At 63.4% G+C, this 15,367-nt stretch carries 17 protein-coding genes and 1 tRNA gene; 5 read left to right on the forward strand and 13 right to left on the reverse strand.

Annotated elements, in window-relative coordinates:
- Nucleotides 1-69 precede the first annotated feature (69 nt).
- From folP to rimO, 8 genes are all read right to left on the reverse strand, one after another.
- On the reverse strand, nucleotides 70-918 hold the full coding sequence (gene folP, locus JEQ47_RS05440) for a dihydropteroate synthase (protein ID WP_198875343.1): 849 nt from the start codon (nucleotides 916-918) through the stop codon (nucleotides 70-72).
- Between the two features lie 251 nt (nucleotides 919-1,169).
- Nucleotides 1,170-1,982, reverse strand: coding sequence for a sulfate ABC transporter permease subunit CysW (gene cysW / locus JEQ47_RS05445; protein WP_198875344.1), 813 nt, complete (start codon nucleotides 1,980-1,982; stop codon nucleotides 1,170-1,172).
- A gap of 196 nt (nucleotides 1,983-2,178) precedes the next feature.
- Nucleotides 2,179-3,012 carry a sulfate ABC transporter permease subunit CysT gene (gene cysT / locus JEQ47_RS05450; RefSeq protein ID WP_198875345.1) on the reverse strand — a complete coding sequence of 278 codons (834 nt, stop codon included), beginning with the start codon at nucleotides 3,010-3,012 and terminating at the stop codon, nucleotides 2,179-2,181.
- Nucleotides 3,013-3,197: 185 nt separating this feature from the next.
- Nucleotides 3,198-4,181, reverse strand: a complete 984-nt coding sequence (locus JEQ47_RS05455; protein WP_198875346.1) for a sulfate ABC transporter substrate-binding protein — start codon at nucleotides 4,179-4,181, stop codon at nucleotides 3,198-3,200.
- 203 nt (nucleotides 4,182-4,384) lie between these two features.
- On the reverse strand, nucleotides 4,385-4,636 hold the full coding sequence (locus JEQ47_RS05460) for a GlsB/YeaQ/YmgE family stress response membrane protein (protein ID WP_198875347.1): 252 nt from the start codon (nucleotides 4,634-4,636) through the stop codon (nucleotides 4,385-4,387).
- Between the two features lie 171 nt (nucleotides 4,637-4,807).
- On the reverse strand, nucleotides 4,808-6,577 hold the full coding sequence (locus JEQ47_RS05465; protein WP_198875348.1) for an SLC13 family permease: 1,770 nt from the start codon (nucleotides 6,575-6,577) through the stop codon (nucleotides 4,808-4,810).
- A 107-nt stretch (nucleotides 6,578-6,684) separates the two neighbouring features.
- Entirely contained in the window at nucleotides 6,685-6,918 is a 234-nt protein-coding gene (locus JEQ47_RS05470) for a DUF6894 family protein (RefSeq protein WP_198875349.1), read from the reverse strand.
- An 80-nt stretch (nucleotides 6,919-6,998) separates the two neighbouring features.
- Nucleotides 6,999-8,324, reverse strand: a complete 1,326-nt coding sequence (gene rimO / locus JEQ47_RS05475; RefSeq protein ID WP_198875350.1) for a 30S ribosomal protein S12 methylthiotransferase RimO — start codon at nucleotides 8,322-8,324, stop codon at nucleotides 6,999-7,001.
- A gap of 248 nt (nucleotides 8,325-8,572) precedes the next feature.
- On the opposite strand from rimO, the gene JEQ47_RS05480 reads away from it, so the two are divergent.
- Nucleotides 8,573-8,950 (forward strand): DoxX family protein, encoded by a 378-nt coding sequence (locus JEQ47_RS05480; RefSeq protein ID WP_198875351.1) that lies wholly within the window; start codon nucleotides 8,573-8,575, stop codon nucleotides 8,948-8,950.
- 161 nt (nucleotides 8,951-9,111) lie between these two features.
- Here JEQ47_RS05480 and JEQ47_RS05485 read toward each other — a convergent pair whose 3' ends face one another.
- On the reverse strand, nucleotides 9,112-9,717 hold the full coding sequence (locus JEQ47_RS05485; protein WP_198875352.1) for a DUF4282 domain-containing protein: 606 nt from the start codon (nucleotides 9,715-9,717) through the stop codon (nucleotides 9,112-9,114).
- Nucleotides 9,714-10,484, reverse strand: a complete 771-nt coding sequence (gene lipB, locus JEQ47_RS05490) for a lipoyl(octanoyl) transferase LipB (RefSeq protein WP_198875353.1) — start codon at nucleotides 10,482-10,484, stop codon at nucleotides 9,714-9,716. The genes JEQ47_RS05485 and lipB overlap by 4 nt, the downstream gene beginning before the upstream one ends.
- 75 nt (nucleotides 10,485-10,559) lie before the next feature.
- Between lipB and JEQ47_RS05495 the strand changes: the two genes are divergently transcribed.
- Together JEQ47_RS05495 and JEQ47_RS05500 are read left to right on the forward strand one after the other, a co-directional pair.
- Entirely contained in the window at nucleotides 10,560-10,793 is a 234-nt protein-coding gene (locus JEQ47_RS05495) for a FliM/FliN family flagellar motor switch protein (protein ID WP_198875354.1), read from the forward strand.
- A gap of 348 nt (nucleotides 10,794-11,141) precedes the next feature.
- Nucleotides 11,142-11,226 (forward strand) — tRNA-Leu (locus JEQ47_RS05500).
- A gap of 62 nt (nucleotides 11,227-11,288) precedes the next feature.
- On the opposite strand, the gene JEQ47_RS05505 is transcribed toward JEQ47_RS05500, so the two are convergent.
- From JEQ47_RS05505 to JEQ47_RS05515, 3 genes are all read right to left on the reverse strand, one after another.
- Entirely contained in the window at nucleotides 11,289-11,627 is a 339-nt protein-coding gene (locus tag JEQ47_RS05505) for a nuclear transport factor 2 family protein (RefSeq protein WP_198875355.1), read from the reverse strand.
- 69 nt (nucleotides 11,628-11,696) lie between these two features.
- Nucleotides 11,697-12,116 (reverse strand): nitroreductase/quinone reductase family protein, encoded by a 420-nt coding sequence (locus tag JEQ47_RS05510; RefSeq protein WP_198875356.1) that lies wholly within the window; start codon nucleotides 12,114-12,116, stop codon nucleotides 11,697-11,699.
- A 73-nt stretch (nucleotides 12,117-12,189) separates the two neighbouring features.
- Nucleotides 12,190-12,726: a GFA family protein gene (locus JEQ47_RS05515; protein ID WP_236020651.1), complete on the reverse strand. Its 537-nt coding sequence runs from the start codon at nucleotides 12,724-12,726 to the stop codon at nucleotides 12,190-12,192.
- Nucleotides 12,727-13,060: 334 nt separating this feature from the next.
- Here JEQ47_RS05515 and ugpB point away from each other — a divergent pair, with 334 nt between their 5' ends.
- On the forward strand, nucleotides 13,061-14,380 hold the full coding sequence (gene ugpB / locus JEQ47_RS05520; protein WP_198875358.1) for a sn-glycerol-3-phosphate ABC transporter substrate-binding protein UgpB: 1,320 nt from the start codon (nucleotides 13,061-13,063) through the stop codon (nucleotides 14,378-14,380).
- Nucleotides 14,381-14,474: 94 nt separating this feature from the next.
- Entirely contained in the window at nucleotides 14,475-15,359 is an 885-nt protein-coding gene (ugpA, locus tag JEQ47_RS05525; protein ID WP_198875359.1) for a sn-glycerol-3-phosphate ABC transporter permease UgpA, read from the forward strand.
- Nucleotides 15,360-15,367 lie beyond the last annotated feature (8 nt).

Below are 15,367 nucleotides of genomic sequence, written 5' to 3' on the forward strand. Positions count from 1 at the left end.
GATCGTCCGACACCCCCACCCTCGGTCCCTCCCCACAAGGAGGGAGGCGCAGGGGCGATGCCCTCAATGCTAAGTTGGACTGTACAGTGTTGCTTCGGCGACGCGAAGGGCGTCGCTGAGGGGGCGGACGTCGTGGACGCGGAAGATGTGGCCGCCGCGCTCGTAGGCCTGCACATTGGTGGCAATTGTACCGGAGAGGCGCTCACCGGGTTGGTTGTCGAGCAACTTGCCGATCATGGATTTTCGCGAGGTGCCGACCAGGATGGCGTTTCCCGGGAAAGCCTGAGTCAGTTCAGGCAGTTGGCGGAGAATGCTGTAGTTCTGATTCAGCGTCTTGGTGAAGCCGAAGCCAGGGTCGAGAATGATGCAGGTGGGGTCGAGCCCGGCGCCATGGGCGGTGGCCAAGGTGGTCCGGAACCAGGCGATCATTTCGGGCATGGGATCAGTCTCGGCGGTCCACAGGCGATCCCAATGCATTGCGATGACCGGCGCCTGCATGATGGCCGCTATCTCGACCATTTCGGCGGCGCCTTGCAGGCCCTTGACGTCGTTGATGATGTCGGCGCCGGCTTCCAGGGCCTGATGGGCAACCAGGGGCTTCATCGTGTCGATGGAAATTGGAGTGGTGATGCCGGCGGCCCGGATGGCGTCGATGACCGGAATGACGCGGTCGAGTTCGACCTGGACGGGGACGGGCTCGGAGCCGGGCCGGGTGCTTTCGCCGCCGATATCAATGATGTCGGCGCCTTCCGCCAGCATCTGGCGCGTATGGGCGAGGGCGGCGTCCACTGCGTCGTGGGTGCCGCCGTCGGAAAAACTGTCCGGCGTGACGTTCAGAATGCCCATGACGAGCGCGCGGCGGCCAAGAGTGAGTGGCGGACGGTGGCGGAGCGGGATAGTGTGGGTGGTGTGGGGCATGCGGGCTGGCGATCCGGCTTGGCTATCATCCCAGGCGTTGCCCTCGGGCTTGACCCGAGGGTCTGCACTTGTGTTGGCACTTAGGAAGTATAGAGCCCTCGGGTCAAGCCCGAGGGTGACGAGTAGTGGGTTGGGGAGGTCCTTCACGCACCCCCACCTAGCTCTGCTACGGCCCGATGGGCCTAGCGTCGCTACCTCCCCCGTCAAGGGGGAGGTGGGCAGGGGCCGGGACGCTGCAGCGCGCGGAGGGTTCAGCCGTGCCGCCGGCTTTCGAGGATGGACTTGAGGAGCAGCGTGAGGACGGCGATCAGCGTCAAGGTGGAGGCGGCGGCGAAGGCGCCGGTGACGTTGAAGTCGTTGAAAAGCAGGTTGATCTGGAGGGGCAGGGTATTGGTCTGGCCGCGGATGGCGCCGGAGACCACAGAGACGGCGCCGAATTCGCCCATGACCCGGGCATTGGTGAGCACTGCGCCGTAGGCCATGGCCCAGGAAATGTTGGGCAGGGTGACAAACCAGAACATCTGCCAGCCATTGGCGCCGAGGGACAGCGCGGCCTCCTCGTCCTCGGTGCCCTGCTGGCTCATCAGCGGAATCAGTTCGCGCGCCGCGAACGGGGCGGTCACGAAAAGGCTGACCAGTACAATGGCGAGCGGAGTGAACATAACCTGGATGCCGAGGCCCTGCAGTGTCGGGCCGAGCAGGCCCTGGCCGCCATAGAGGAAGAGGTACACCACGCCGGCGACGATGGGGCTCATCGAGGCCGGAAGTTCGATGAGGCTGATCAGCAACTGACGGCCACGGAAGCGGAAGCGCGTCACGAGCCAGGCCAGGGAGGCGCCGACGACGATATTGATCGGGACGACGATGATCGCCGTCATCACCGTCAGCCAGATGGCGTGGAGGGTGTTGGGCTCAAGGATGTTGGCGAAATAGACGGCCATGCCTTCACGCAGGGCGAAGCTGAAGATCAGCGCCAGCGGGGTGACGAGGATCAGCCCGGCCAGGATGAAGGCGAGTACGATGAGAGCAATGGCGCCGGGGGAGTGGGGGGCGTGCGTGGTCATAACAGGGGCCCCCACGTCCGCCCTGCGTTGGATTGTTGCGCAACCGGATCGAAGTGCCGCAAGGCGAGAAGGGTACCCCCACCCTTGATCCCTCCCCACAAGGGGGAGGGAGACGATGAACACGGCCGCTCCAGTCTTGTGCATCCCTCCCCTTGATGGGGAGGGAATGAGGGTGGGGTGTTGAAGGCCCGAACCATCACGTGCTCCTCTCCGCATAGCGCGTCTGGTGGGCGGAGAGGGCGTTGGTGGCGAGGAGGGTGAGGAAGGCAACGAGGAGGAGGACAAAGGCGAGGGCGGCGGCGCCTTCGTAGCTGTATTCCTCGAGGCGAATGAAGATCAGCAGCGAAACGATTTCGGTCAGGCCCGGCAGATTGCCCGCAATGAAGACGACGGCGCCGAACTCCCCCAGCGAGCGGGCGAAGCTGAGCACGCAGCCGCCGATAAAGGCGGGCATGATGGTGGGCCAGATGATGCGGGCAAAGATCTGCCAGCGGCTGGCGCCGAGTGTCCGCGCCGCAGCCTCCAGGCTCTCGTCGACCTCTTCGAGTACTGGCTGGACGGCGCGGACCACAAAGGGAATAGACGTGAAGGTCATCGCGGCGACAATTCCGATCTGGGTGTAGTTGACCTTGATGCCGTTGGGCTCGAGGAACTGGCCATACCAGCCGGTATTGGCAAAGAGGGTGACGAGAACGAGGCCGGCGACCGCCGTGGGCAGGGCGAAGGGAAGATCGACCAAGGCATCGAGGATTCGGCGGCCGGGAAAGCGATAGCGCGTGAGCACCCAGGCCAGCAGCAGGCCGATGATGCCGTTGAGAATCGTGGCGTAGAAAGCAGAACTGAAGGTGACGCGATAGGCCGCGAGCGCCCGGTTGGAGGTGACGATGCGCCAGAATTCGGGGAAGCCCATGCCGGCGAGCTTGAGCAGCATGGCCGCGATCGGCAACACGATGATGAGCGAGATGTAGAAGAGCGAGATGCCCATGGTGAGCCCGAAGCCGGGAAGCAGGTGTTTGCTGCGAGTGGGCATGGGGCGTCGATATCCTCGGATCGTCGATGGTACCGCTTAAAGTAAAGAGCCCCCGGGTCAAGCCCGGGGGTGACGTATGTGTATGGTTGAGGGGTCAAGGACAGATATGCACCCCCACCTAGCTTCGCTACGGCCGAGGCCTAGCTTCGCTACCTCCCCCGTCAGAGGGGGAGGTGAAGAGGGCATCACTGATTGACGAAAACCTTGTCGAGCAGGCCGCCTTCGGCGAAGTGGTCGGCGGCGATGGTGTCCCAGCCGCCAAAGGCTTCCTCGGCGGTGACGAGGCGGATTTCGGGGAAGGTTTCGGCGTGGGCGGCGGCGACCGTCTCGTCATTGGGACGGTGGAAGTTGGCGGCGGCCACTTCCTGACCCTCGGGCGTGAAAAGGAAGTCGAGATAGGCCTTGGCGAGGTCACGGCTGCCGCGCGCATCCACGACCTTGTCGACGATGGCCACCGGGAATTCCGAAAGGAAGCTCACCGACGGGGTGACCGGCTGGTAGTTGTCGGTGCCGAGCTGATTGGCAACGGCCAGGGTTTCGGCCTCGAAGGTGATCAGCACGTCACCCAGTTGGCGCTCGGTGAAAGCAGTGGTGGCGGCGCGGCCGCCGGTTTCGAAAACCGGGACATTGGCGAAGAGCTTGGTGAGGAAAGCTTCGATCTGCGCTTCGTCGCCGGCATATTCCTCGGTCGCCCAGGCGCGGGCGGCGAGGTAGGTGTAGCGGCCATTGCCCGAGGTCTTGGGGTTCGGGAAAATCACCTGCACGCCCTCTTCGGCCAAATCGCCCCAATCCTCGATGCCCTTGGGATTGCCAGCGCGGACGAGGAAGGAGGGGAAGGAGTAGAAGGGCGAGGCATTATTGGGGAACTGGGTGGTCCAGTCCTCGGAGACGAAGCCGCCTTCGACGAGCTTTTGGATGTCGGTCACCTGGTTGAAGGTGGCGACGTCGGCCTGGAGACCTTCGAGAATGGCGCGGGCCTGGGCCGAGGAGCCGGCATGGGACTGGTTGACAGTGACGGTTGCGCCGGTCGCCGCATAGGCGGCGTTCTCCGCCTCGAACAGCTCGCGGGCAATGTCATAGGAGGCGTTGAGAATGTCTGTGGGCTGAGCCAGAGCAGGCGTTGCAGCGAGCACGAGGGTCGCGGCGGCGGTGGCGAGAAGCTTGTTCATGGTGACGCAAAATCCATCGGATGAAGTCGAACTGACGATGGTGATGCGCCGGGTTGGCGGCGGACGTAAAGCGCTAAACGCCTCTAGCGGATGAGTAATTTACGGCACATGGGTGCGCGGCAAAGTCGTTTCGCGGCGCGCGGCTTTCGCGCCAATTCCTTTCGGAGGCGTGCCGGCCGCGGTGGCCGCGGCCGGCGCGCAGTCTAGCGGCGGATCATGCGGGCAATGGCAATAAGAATACAGGCACCGATAAAGCCGGCGACCAGATAACCCAGCCAACCGCCAAAGGAGACGCCCAGCAGCCCAAAGATCAGGCTGGCGACGATGGCACCGACAATGCCCAGAATGATGTTCATCAGAACACCCGTGCCGGACTTCATGAACATGCTGGCAAGCCAGCCGGCCATGCCGCCGATAATGATGGCGGCGATAAATCCAACTCCGTCAAAACCCATTTGCTTCCTCCTCGCAGGTGAGTCCCTGCACAGGAGAGCGTGGCAGAGTGGACGGAAAAGGCAAGAAGCGTTCGGGGGATGGTGGATGGGGAAAGCCATTGGAGCGCAGCTCTCATGGCCTTCTTCTCTCAAATCTCTCCGCTGGAGAGATTTGTCCGCTAAGCGGAGCGTTCAGAAGGGCCACACAATCATCAGGGCGGGAACGCCGACAAGGACGACAATGATGGATAGCGGCAGGCCGAGGCGCCAATAATCGCCGAAGCGGTAGCCGCCGGGCGCCATCACCAGAGTGTTGCACTGGTGGCCGATGGGCGTGAGGAAATCGCAGCCGGCGCCGATGGCCACGGCCATGAGGAAGGCTTCGGGGCTATAGCCGAGGCCGGTGGCAAAGGCGGCGGCGATGGGTGCCATGACCAGCACGGTGGCGGCATTGTTGAGAAAAGGCGTGACCGCCATGGCCGCGACCATGATGAGGGCAAGGGCGCCCCAGCCGGGCAAGGTGGCGGCGGTGGCGGTGAGCCAGGCGGCCACGAGATCGGTACCGCCGGTGGCCTGCAGGCTCTCGGACACCGGGATCAGGCAGGCCAGCATGATGAGAATCGGCCCATCCACCTGGTTGTAGACCTCGCGCAGGGGTAGCGCACCGGTGAGGACCATCAACGCGGCGGCGGCGAAAAAGGCGGGGGCTACTGGCACGATGCCGAAGGCTGTGGCAGCCATGGCGGCGAGGAGAATGCCGAGCGGCAGGAGGCCATTGCGGACGCTGCCGAGCCTTAGGCCGCGCTCGACCAGCGGCAGGCAATCCCATTCGCGCAGCAGCTCGGGGATGCGCTTGAGGTGGCCCTGGAGCAGGATGACGTCGCCGTTCTGGAAGCGGATCTGGCCCAGGCGCTCGGTGAAGCGCTGATCGCGGCGGGAAATGGCGAGCAGGTTGAGCCCGGTGCGATCGAAAAGGGTCAGTTCCTGGGCGTTGGCGCCGATCAGCCCCGAGCTTTCGCCGATGATGGCCTCGATGACGCCGACATCGGCGCTGTCGCGCGTGGCGACGCCGCGGCGCTCGGAAAAGGAAAGGCCGACCTGGCTGACCATCTTGTCGAGGGCCTCGGGATCGCCTTCGACCAGAAGCACGTCGCCGGCGCGCAGCTTGGCATCGGGCAGCGGGGTGCGGCGCTGACCGCTCGACCCGACAATGCCGGTGACCATGGCCGCGCCGTCTGCAGCGGCATGGAGTTCGCCCAGCGTCTTGCCGATGGCGGGGCTGTCGGCAAGGACGCGGGCCTCGGTCGTGTAATTCTTGATCTCGATGGCCCGGTCCATGCCGTGGTCTTCGCGCCGGCGCTCGGGCAGCAGGCGGTAGAACAGCGCCAGGAAGACGACGCCGACCAGCGCCAGGATGGCGCCGACGGGGGTGAAGTCGAACATGGTGAAGGCGGTGCCGGTCAGTTCCTGGCGGACGCCTGACACGATGATGTTGGGCGAGGTGCCGATCTGGGTCATCAACCCGCCCAGCAGCGAGCCGAAGGCCATGGGCATGAGGAACATGGAGGGCGAGACATTGGAGCGGCGCGCCATTTGGAAGGCGATGGGCATCATGATGGCGAGGGCGCCGATATTCTTGACGAAGGCGGAGAGCACGGTGACCGTGCCCACCAGCACGATCAGTTGCAGGCGCGGGGCGTCGAGCCCGGGGAGGAAGCGACGGATGGCGGTTTCCATGATGCCGGAGCGGGCCACGGCGGCGCTGACCACCAGGGCGCTGCCGACAATGATGACGATGTCGTTGGAAAAGCCGGAAAATGCCGCTTCGGGCGGGACAACTCCGATCAGGAGAGCGACGAGGAGGGCACATACGGCCACCAGATCGTAGCGCCAGCGCCCCAGGATAAAGGCCACCATCATGCCCGCAATGACCAGGAAAGCGAGCAGTTGCGGGGTGGTCATGGCTTCTCCGTGGCCGTGGATATTCAGAATTCAGACGCGCGAGACTAGCCGCATCGCAGAGGAGAAAACACCCGCGATGCGTCAGCAGTTGGGGAAATCACGAGGGGTCAGTGCGTGGCGCCGGAGTCCCGGATGGCGTAGGGAACGCGGGCAACGAGCTGACGGCCCGAATCCTCGATCTCGAAGCAGCCGCTGGTCGGTTCATCGGCCAGGGCGACGGCGCCGCGGGCGGCGTAGCTGGCTTCTTCGAGCGCGGTGTTGAGCGAGGGCAGGATGATCCCGTCGATGTCGATTTCGAGATCGCCGGATGCATCGCGGTGGTTGAAGAAATAGCGTTCCATTTGCAGCCTCCAGTATTTGGAAGCACGAACGGACAAATCGGGCGCCGCGTTCCTTGGCACCCGATCACATTTGTTAATGGTTACTTAACAGCAGGGACGGCGAAGAGGTCGTATTCGTCATTGTCGGTGACGGTCACCGAGACGATGTCGCCAATCTTGATGCCGTGGGCCTGGTCGACGATGACCTGGCCGTCGATTTCCGGCGCGTCCCACTTGGAACGGGCAATGACCCGGTTTTCCTCTGGGCGGATGTCGTCGACGATGACGTCGATGGTGCGGCCGACCTTTTTCTGGAGCTGCTGGAACGACACGTTCTGCGCCACTTCCATGAGCTGGGCAAAGCGCTCTTCCTTGACCTCGTCGGGAACGACGCCGTCGAGTTCATTGGCGGTGGCGCCGGTGACGGGCTCGTATTTGAAGCAGCCGGCGCGATCGATCTCGGCTTCCTCGATGAAATCGAGCAGCATTTCGAAATCTTCCTCCGTCTCGCCGGGGAAGCCGACGATGAAGTTGGAGCGCACGGTGAGGTCCGGGACCTGGCGCTTCCAGTCGAGGATGCGGTTGAGCGTCTTTTCCTGATGCGCGGGGCGGCGCATGGCCTTGAGCACGTTCGGAGACGCGTGCTGGAAGGGAATGTCGAGATAGGGCAGGACGAGGCCCTCGGCCATCAGCTCCATCACTGGATCGACATGCGGGTAGGGGTAGACATAGTGCAGGCGCACCCAGGCGCCGAGCTCGCCCAGTTCCTTGGCGAGATCGTAGAACTTGGCCTTCACTTCGCGGCCGCGATACTTCGAAGTCGCATATTTGAGGTCGAGACCGTAGGCGCTGGTATCCTGCGAGATGACCAGCAATTCCTTGACGCCGGAGCGGATAAGGCCCTCGGCTTCCGACAGGATGCCGGCGGCGGGCCGGCTGGCGAGATCGCCGCGGATCTGCGGAATGATGCAGAAGGAGCAGCGGTTGTTGCAGCCTTCGGAAATCTTGAGGTAGGCGTAGTGGCGCGGGGTGAGCTTGAGGCCGCTTTCGGGCACGAGGTCCACAAAGCGGTTCGGCACAGGCGGCAGGTGCTCGTGCACGGCCGAGACCACGCTCTCATACTGATGCGGGCCGGTGATGGCGAGAACGCTCGGATGGGTCTCGCGGATCAGGCCTTCCTCGACGCCCAGACAACCGGTGACGATGACGCGACCGTTTTCATTGAGCGCTTCGCCGATGGCCTCGAGGCTTTCCTGCTTGGCGCTGTCGAGGAAGCCGCAGGTGTTGACGAGCACGACATCGGCACCGGCATAATCGCGCGAGAAGGAATAGCCCTGGGCCCGCAGGGTGGTCATGATGCGCTCGCTGTCGACGAGTGCCTTGGGGCAGCCGAGGCTGACGAGACCGATTTTGGGCGCCTGATTCATGCGCGTGCAGTGTCCGGGGTGCTGAATTGGATGGCGCGTCATACAGACAATTGCACGGTTACGCAATGTGACTGTCCGGCGACTGGGGCGGGGCAGACCTTCCCTGGGCGCGGAACACGCGAACTTGAACGTGCATAAGTTTGAACAGTGCGTGCGCAGTTGGTGCGATTATGGTGACAGTGGCGGTGCAGTAAGAGACAGGCCCCAATTCACCCGCGCCAGACCGGTGCACCTTCCAGGAGCATTTAATGTTCGATCGTCTCTCCGCCTACGCGCCGCAGGCCCTCGCCGTGCTGCGCATCGTCACCGCCTTGCTTTTTCTCGCTCACGGCACTCAGAAGCTGTTCGGTTTCCCTGTTCCTGCGCAGGGGCCAGCTGAAGGTCTTATGCTCGCTGCCGCCATCATTGAAATCGTGACCGGCATCCTGATCGCCATCGGCTTCTTCACCCGTCCTGCCGCGTTCATTGCGTCCGGCACCATGGCTGTTGCCTATTGGATGGTCCATGTCGGCATGGGCGGCTTCTGGCCCGTGGGCAACGGCGGCGATGCTGCCGTGCTGTTCTGCTTCGTGTTCCTTTACCTGGTGTTTGCCGGTCCGGGCGCCTGGAGCGTGAACAAGAAGTAGGAGCGGGGGTTGGGTGCTGAGCGACTGATATCCAGCGCGTTGGCACCCCCACCTAGCTTTGCTACGGCCCCCCGGGCCTAGCTGCGCTACCTCCCCCGTCAAGGGGGAGGTGACGAAGGAGCCGAAAGAAAAGGCCGCTCTGTGGAGCGGCCTTTGTCGTTTCAGATCACCGTTTTTGGCGGGGTGCGGCGGGCGGTGCGGCGGGGTTTGCTGTGGGTTTCGCCCGGGGCGGTGGCCGGTTCGCGCTTGGTCGGCACGCTGGCGGCGGCTGTGACCGGCGACGACTTGGCCGGTGGGACCGGCGGGACGGGTGGCACCGGGGGTACGGGCGGGGTGGGCGTGAGAGTAGGGACGGGCTCGGTCGCCGGGGTGATGTATTCGTCGGCTTCGGCGAAATCGCGCTCTTCGCCTTCTTCTGCGAGATCACGGATGGCGTCGCGGACCTCGTCGAGCAGCGAGGCCGAATAGCGCGAGCGCTGCACGGTTTCGCCGGTATTCTCGTGGCTCTTGAACCAGACGAGCAGCGCTTCGGAGCCGATGCGCAGCGCGACGAGGGACAACAGGCCAAAGACCACGATTTCCAGGAGGCCCCAGAGGCCGTCGCCAAAGCTCATGCCGAAGCGGAAGAAGAAGTGATTGACGGCCCAGAGCAGGATCGCGGCGAGGCCGAGCGCGTAGAGAATCGGGACCAGCTTCGGGGACAGGATGGAATCGAGCCGGAACAGGGTCTGGCGGGTCAGCAGGCGCTTCAGATCATCCAAAGTCATTTGGGTCTCCTCGAATCCGGTTGCTGGGGTGCAAATTGGTCGCCGGGCGCATGGATGGCAAGGCTTGTGGGGCCGAAAATGGCCTCGAAGCGCGCACGCAGGATCGAATCGACCTCAGGCAGAGTGACCAGAAGGCCCAGATCCTCGAAGGAGGTGACGCCCTGATCGGTGATGCCGCATGGGACAATGCCGTCGTAATGCGAAAGGTTCGGCGTGACATTGAGCGAAATGCCGTGGAAGGTGATCCACTTGCGGACACGCACGCCGATGGCGGCGATCTTGTCCTCGCGGGCAAGCCCCTTGTTCGGGCGCGGCACCCAGACCCCGACTCGGCCCTCGCGGCGCTCGCCCCTGATATTATGCGCCTCGAGCGTGTCGATGACCCACTGCTCGAGCCCCTGAACCAGGCACCTGACGTCGCGTCCCCGCCGCGTGAGATCGAGCATGACATAGGCCACGCGCTGGCCCGGGCCATGATAGGTGTATTGGCCGCCTCGTCCGGCCGGAAAGACCGGGAAACGCGGATTGAGCAGATCCTCGGGGCGAGCCGACGTGCCCGACGTATAAAGCGGTGGGTGTTCGAGTAGCCACACAGCCTCGGGCGCCGTGCCGGCGGCGATGGCAGCGACGCGCTCGTCCATCATGCGGAGGGCCAGCTCGTAGTCGAGCGGCGCATCGAAAATCCGCCATTCCACCGTCTCGCCATCGGTGCGATGCAATTTTGCATCGATCTGGCACGCTTCGTTTGCGTTCGTTAACACTTCCATAACCAGCTCTGGCAGACTTTGAGGGGACGCGAATCCGTGGCGCTGCGGCGCCGGGCCCGGGACCCATCCTTATCTATGAACACCCTGGACAATATTGAAGTCGATATCACGGTCGAGCTGGGCGCGACCACCATACCGATCCACCATATGCTGCGCATGGGCCGCGGCGCGGTGATCGAACTGGACGCCACCGAGCACGACCCGCTGCGCATCTATGCCAACAACACGCTGATCGCCAAGGGCGAGGTCAATGTGGAAGAGGGGCATCTGCGCGTCTTCGTGACCGAAAAAGTCCTGCGCGTCGGCTGATGCATCGAAACGCGTGATCGTCCGTTATCCCGCCAGATCGGGAGACCCATGATGATCAAGAAATTCGCTACCCTCTTTGTCCTGTGCCTTGCCCTTGGCGCGCCGCTCGCGGCCTGCGATGTCGCGCCGGATCTCGACGACGCCGAAGTGGAAGTCGACGACTGAGGCCCCCAACAGCCCTCAGAGCCCGCGGATTTCGCGGGCTTTTTCGTATCGCGGGGCAGAGGATGCATGGGGCTGTGAAAAACCCACAAACAATATCCGCCTTTGTGCTTGTGGTTCTGAAACAGCTTTGCTACATCCCCACTCGCTTCGGGGGCTTAGCCACTGAGGCTTCTACCACACTGTGCGGTCGTGGCGGAATTGGTAGACGCGCAGCGTTGAGGTCGCTGTGCCGCGAGGCGTGGAAGTTCGAGTCTTCTCGACCGCACCAGTCACTTCAAGTGACGAAACAAGAAGCTGCCGCAAGGCGGCTTTTTTGTTGCCTCAATGGCTTCAGAGCGGCGTCTGCTGATGCTGAGCGAGTTTCAGTTCGCCATCCAGCACGAGATAAGTCGACGAGCAGAGGGCGCGATAAGGTTTGCCGCCGTCGCGCATGGCTTCGGCCTTGTAGGCAATCACGATGGCAATGGTATCGCCGGGCGTCGTCAGCCTGGTCTCGCTGATCTCGACGCTGGCCCAGCGCGGAGCCTGCTCAATGGTTTGCAGTACCTGCTCGCGGTCAAGGATGCCCATCGGGCCAAAAGCCATCACGCATTGGTCCGCGAGGCGGGCCCTGTAGGCGTCAACGCCGTCGAGCCAGAGGCTCCGTTCGATGTTCCAGACTTCGTGCATCATACCCTCCGGCGCCGTTGAGGAGGTAACTGTTCGGGCGCCGAAGGGTTCAGTCTTTCTGCCGGGAGATCAGGCCGGCAGCAGTTCGATGACCGGAATGGTCCGGTCGGTCTTTTTCTCGTAGTCGGCAAATTGCGGGAAGAGATCGGCCTGGCGTGCATAGACGCGGTCCCGCTCGTCGCCCTCGACGATGCGGGCAGTGACCGGCACGCGGGAGATGGTCGTGCCATCGCCCACCGACACGGCGGCGTCGGGATTGGCCTTGAGATTGTGGAACCAGTCGGGGTTGTTCGCATGGCCACCCTTGGAGGCGAAGATGAACCATGAACCGCCGTCGCCGGGCAGATACATGAGCGGCAGGGTGCGTTCGATACCGGTCCTGGCGCCGCGCGAATGCAGCAGCAGCACCGGAGCATTCTTGAAATAGCCGCCGGGCTTGCCCTTGGTGGCCTCGAAATCGGCGATCACCTGCTCATTGAAGTCGGACATTGCTGGTTTCCCTGTTGGTACTGACATCTCGACGCCGAATATGGGGCGGACGGGGCCGGCTGCCTAGGGTGGCTCAGGCGCTGATCTTCTGCGTCACCGCAACCTTGGGCACCTTGAAGCCCATGGCGATCCAGGCCCAGAGCAGTTTGGCGTAAAAGCCGGCCGTGGTCATGGCACCGGCGGGCAGCGATGCGTCGAGGACGGTGCCTTCGGCAACATCGGCGGTCTGGGTGCGAATCTGCATGGCTGGTCGCGCAGGGTCGGGCCAGAGGGAGGCGAACATGCTGAGCCAGTGGGCGCCCTCGAACTCGGTGAAGACAGGGGTGTTGCAGCAGGTGGTGAGCACGCGGCGGGTTGGTGCCTTGTCGCTGAGACGGAACTCGGCCAGGGCCGAAGTGCCATCGGGGAAGGTCACGCGGTCCTTGCGATAGAGAATATAGGGCACGCCGCCGCTGGCGCTGGTCAGGGGCCGCGATGGCGGCAGGGCGCCAAGCCGCTGGGCGGCACTGCGGCAGGACTTGCAGTGGCATTCCGCGGTGATGAACGGCGCGCCCGTCACCTCGACACGGAATTTGCCGCAAGCGCAGGCAAGCGTCGTCGTTTCGGGCATCGATCGGTCCTCCATCAGTTTCCCAATAGCCTGTCGACGAACGGAATTCGAGCTTTTCGACATGGCCATGACGCTTATCGCGCGGCGTTCATTCGAACCGTCCAGACATCGTTGTGAACCGTCATCCAACGGTCATGGAACCTTCAAGTGAACGTCAAGCAAGCTCACTAGAGGGGGCGGGCAGGGCGATGCTCCTCGTGAGCGGGAACCCTGTGCGCCGGGCCTTTCGGTTTGTTTCGGATGGTTTCGAACGCCTCAGGGCGGCGCTCACAAAACATGGTCTGGCAGGAACCGGCGTCCGTTTGCGGGCGAACCGGTCCGTTGGGAGACAAGCATGACAATTCTGAACCGCATGGGCCTTGCTGCCCTTTCGCTGGCCCTGACCACTTCGGTCGCTTTTGCGCAGACCGAAGTCACCTGGTGGCACGCCATGGGTGGCGAGCTGGGCACCAAGCTCGAGGAAATCGTGGCCGGCTACAATGCCAGCCAGTCCGACTATGTCGTGACCCCGGTCTACAAGGGATCCTATGCCGAAACGATGACTGCCGCGATCGCCGCCTTCCGCGCCGGCGAGCAGCCCGACATCGTGCAGGTGTTTGAAGTGGGTACCGGCACGATGATGGCCGCAAAGGGCGCCGTCTACCCGGTCTACCAGCTCATGGCCGACATGGGCGCCGACTTCGACCCGGCCGACTACCTGCCGACCGTCGTGGGCTACTACACCGATACCGAGGGCAACATGCTCTCGATGCCGTTCAATTCCTCGACCCCGATCTTCTACTACAACAAGACCGCGTTCGAGAAAGCCGGCCTCGACCCCAACACCCCGCCGGCCACCTGGGAAGACCTGGAAGCCTATTCCAAGCAGATCATCGAGAGCGGCGCGGCCACCTGCGGCTTCACCACCGGCTGGATCTCCTGGGCACAGCTCGAAAACCTCTCGGCCTGGCACAACCAGCCGATCGGCACCAAGGAAAACGGCTTTGGCGGCTTTGACGCCGAGCTGACCGTCAACGGCCCGCTGCAGGTCAAGCACTGGGAAAACCTCAAGCGCTGGCAGGATGAAGGCATCTTCCAGTATGGCGGCCCGGGTGGCGGCGCCGATGCCCCGGCCAAGTTCTATACGGGCGAATGCGCCATGTACATGAACTCCTCGGCCTCGCGCGCCGGCGTGCTCGAAAACGCCGCCGACTTCGAAGTCGGCTTCGGCATGCTGCCGCACTATGCCGATACTCCGGCTCAGAACTCCATCATCGGCGGCGCGACCCTCTGGGTGCTGCAGGGCTCGGAAGAGGCCGAGTACAAGGGTGTCGCCGACTTCTTCACCTACCTGTCCTCGCCGGAAGTCCAGGCCGACTGGCATCAGTATTCGGGCTACCTGCCGATCACCCAGGCCGCCTATGACCTGGGCATCGAACAGGGCTATTACGAAGCCAATCCGGGTTCGGACGTGGCCATCAAGCAGATGACCCTCAACCCCCCGACGGAAAACTCCAAGGGCCTGCGCTTCGGCAATTACGTCCAGATCCGCGACGTGATCGACCAGGAATTCCAGGCCTTGCTGTCGGGTGACAAGGATGCCCAGCAGGCCCTCGACGACCTCGTCAGCCGCGGCAACCAGCTGCTGCGCGATTTCGAAGCCGCCAACCAGTAAGGCGCCTCACACTGCCGGGCGGTGGCGGCGTGATGCTGCCCCGCCCATTCGTCTTTTTCGGGGCGCCTGACGGCGTTCCCCGCGGATCGGGTCGATGGATACCAAACGCACAGTCTTTCCCTCGCAGGGGCTGCCTTATCTCCTGGTGGCACCGCAGATCATCATCACGCTGATCTTCTTCATCTGGCCCGCCGGCCAGGCCGTCAAATCCTCGTTCGAGCGCGAAGATCCGTTCGGGCTCGCCACGAGCTTTGTCGGCCTCTCGCACTATGTGCGGCTGTTCCAGGATCCGGCCTACCTCGCCTCCATCGGCCGTACGGCGGTATTCGCGCTGGCCGTGACGGTCATCTCGATGGGTCTGGCGCTGATCCTCGCCGTGGCGGTCAACCGGCTCATCCGCTCGGCGACGACCTATTCGACGCTGCTGCTCTGGCCCTATGCCGTCTCACCCGTGGTGGCGGGGATCCTCTGGTGGTTTCTGTTCAATTCCTCCACCGGCATCCTGCCCTACATGCTGAGCTTTTTCGGGGTCGACTGGAACCACCAGCTCAACGGCACGCACGCGATGATCCTCATCATCGTGGCGGCGAGCTGGAAGCAGATTTCCTATAATTTCCTGTTTTTCCTCGCGGGGATGCAGTCGGTTCCTCAATCACTGAACGAAGCGGCGGCGATCGACGGGGCAGGGCCGTTCAAGCGGTTCTGGACCATTGTCTTCCCCCTTCTGTCGCCGACCACCTTCTTCCTGCTGATCGTCAATCTCAACTACACCATGTTCGACACATTCGGCGTCATCGACGCAACGACGACGGGCGGGCCCAACCAGGCCACGAATATCCTCGTCTACAAGGTCTATACCGATGGCTATATCGGCCTGAACCTGGGATCGAGCTCGGCCCAGTCCGTCATCCTGATGCTCTTCGTCATCGCTCTCACCGTCATCCAGTTCCGCTACGTGGAACGCCGGGTGCAGTACTAGGAGGGCGC

This window comes from Devosia sediminis (assembly GCF_016411825.1).
In the GTDB taxonomy this organism is placed as follows: domain Bacteria; phylum Pseudomonadota; class Alphaproteobacteria; order Rhizobiales; family Devosiaceae; genus Devosia; species Devosia sediminis.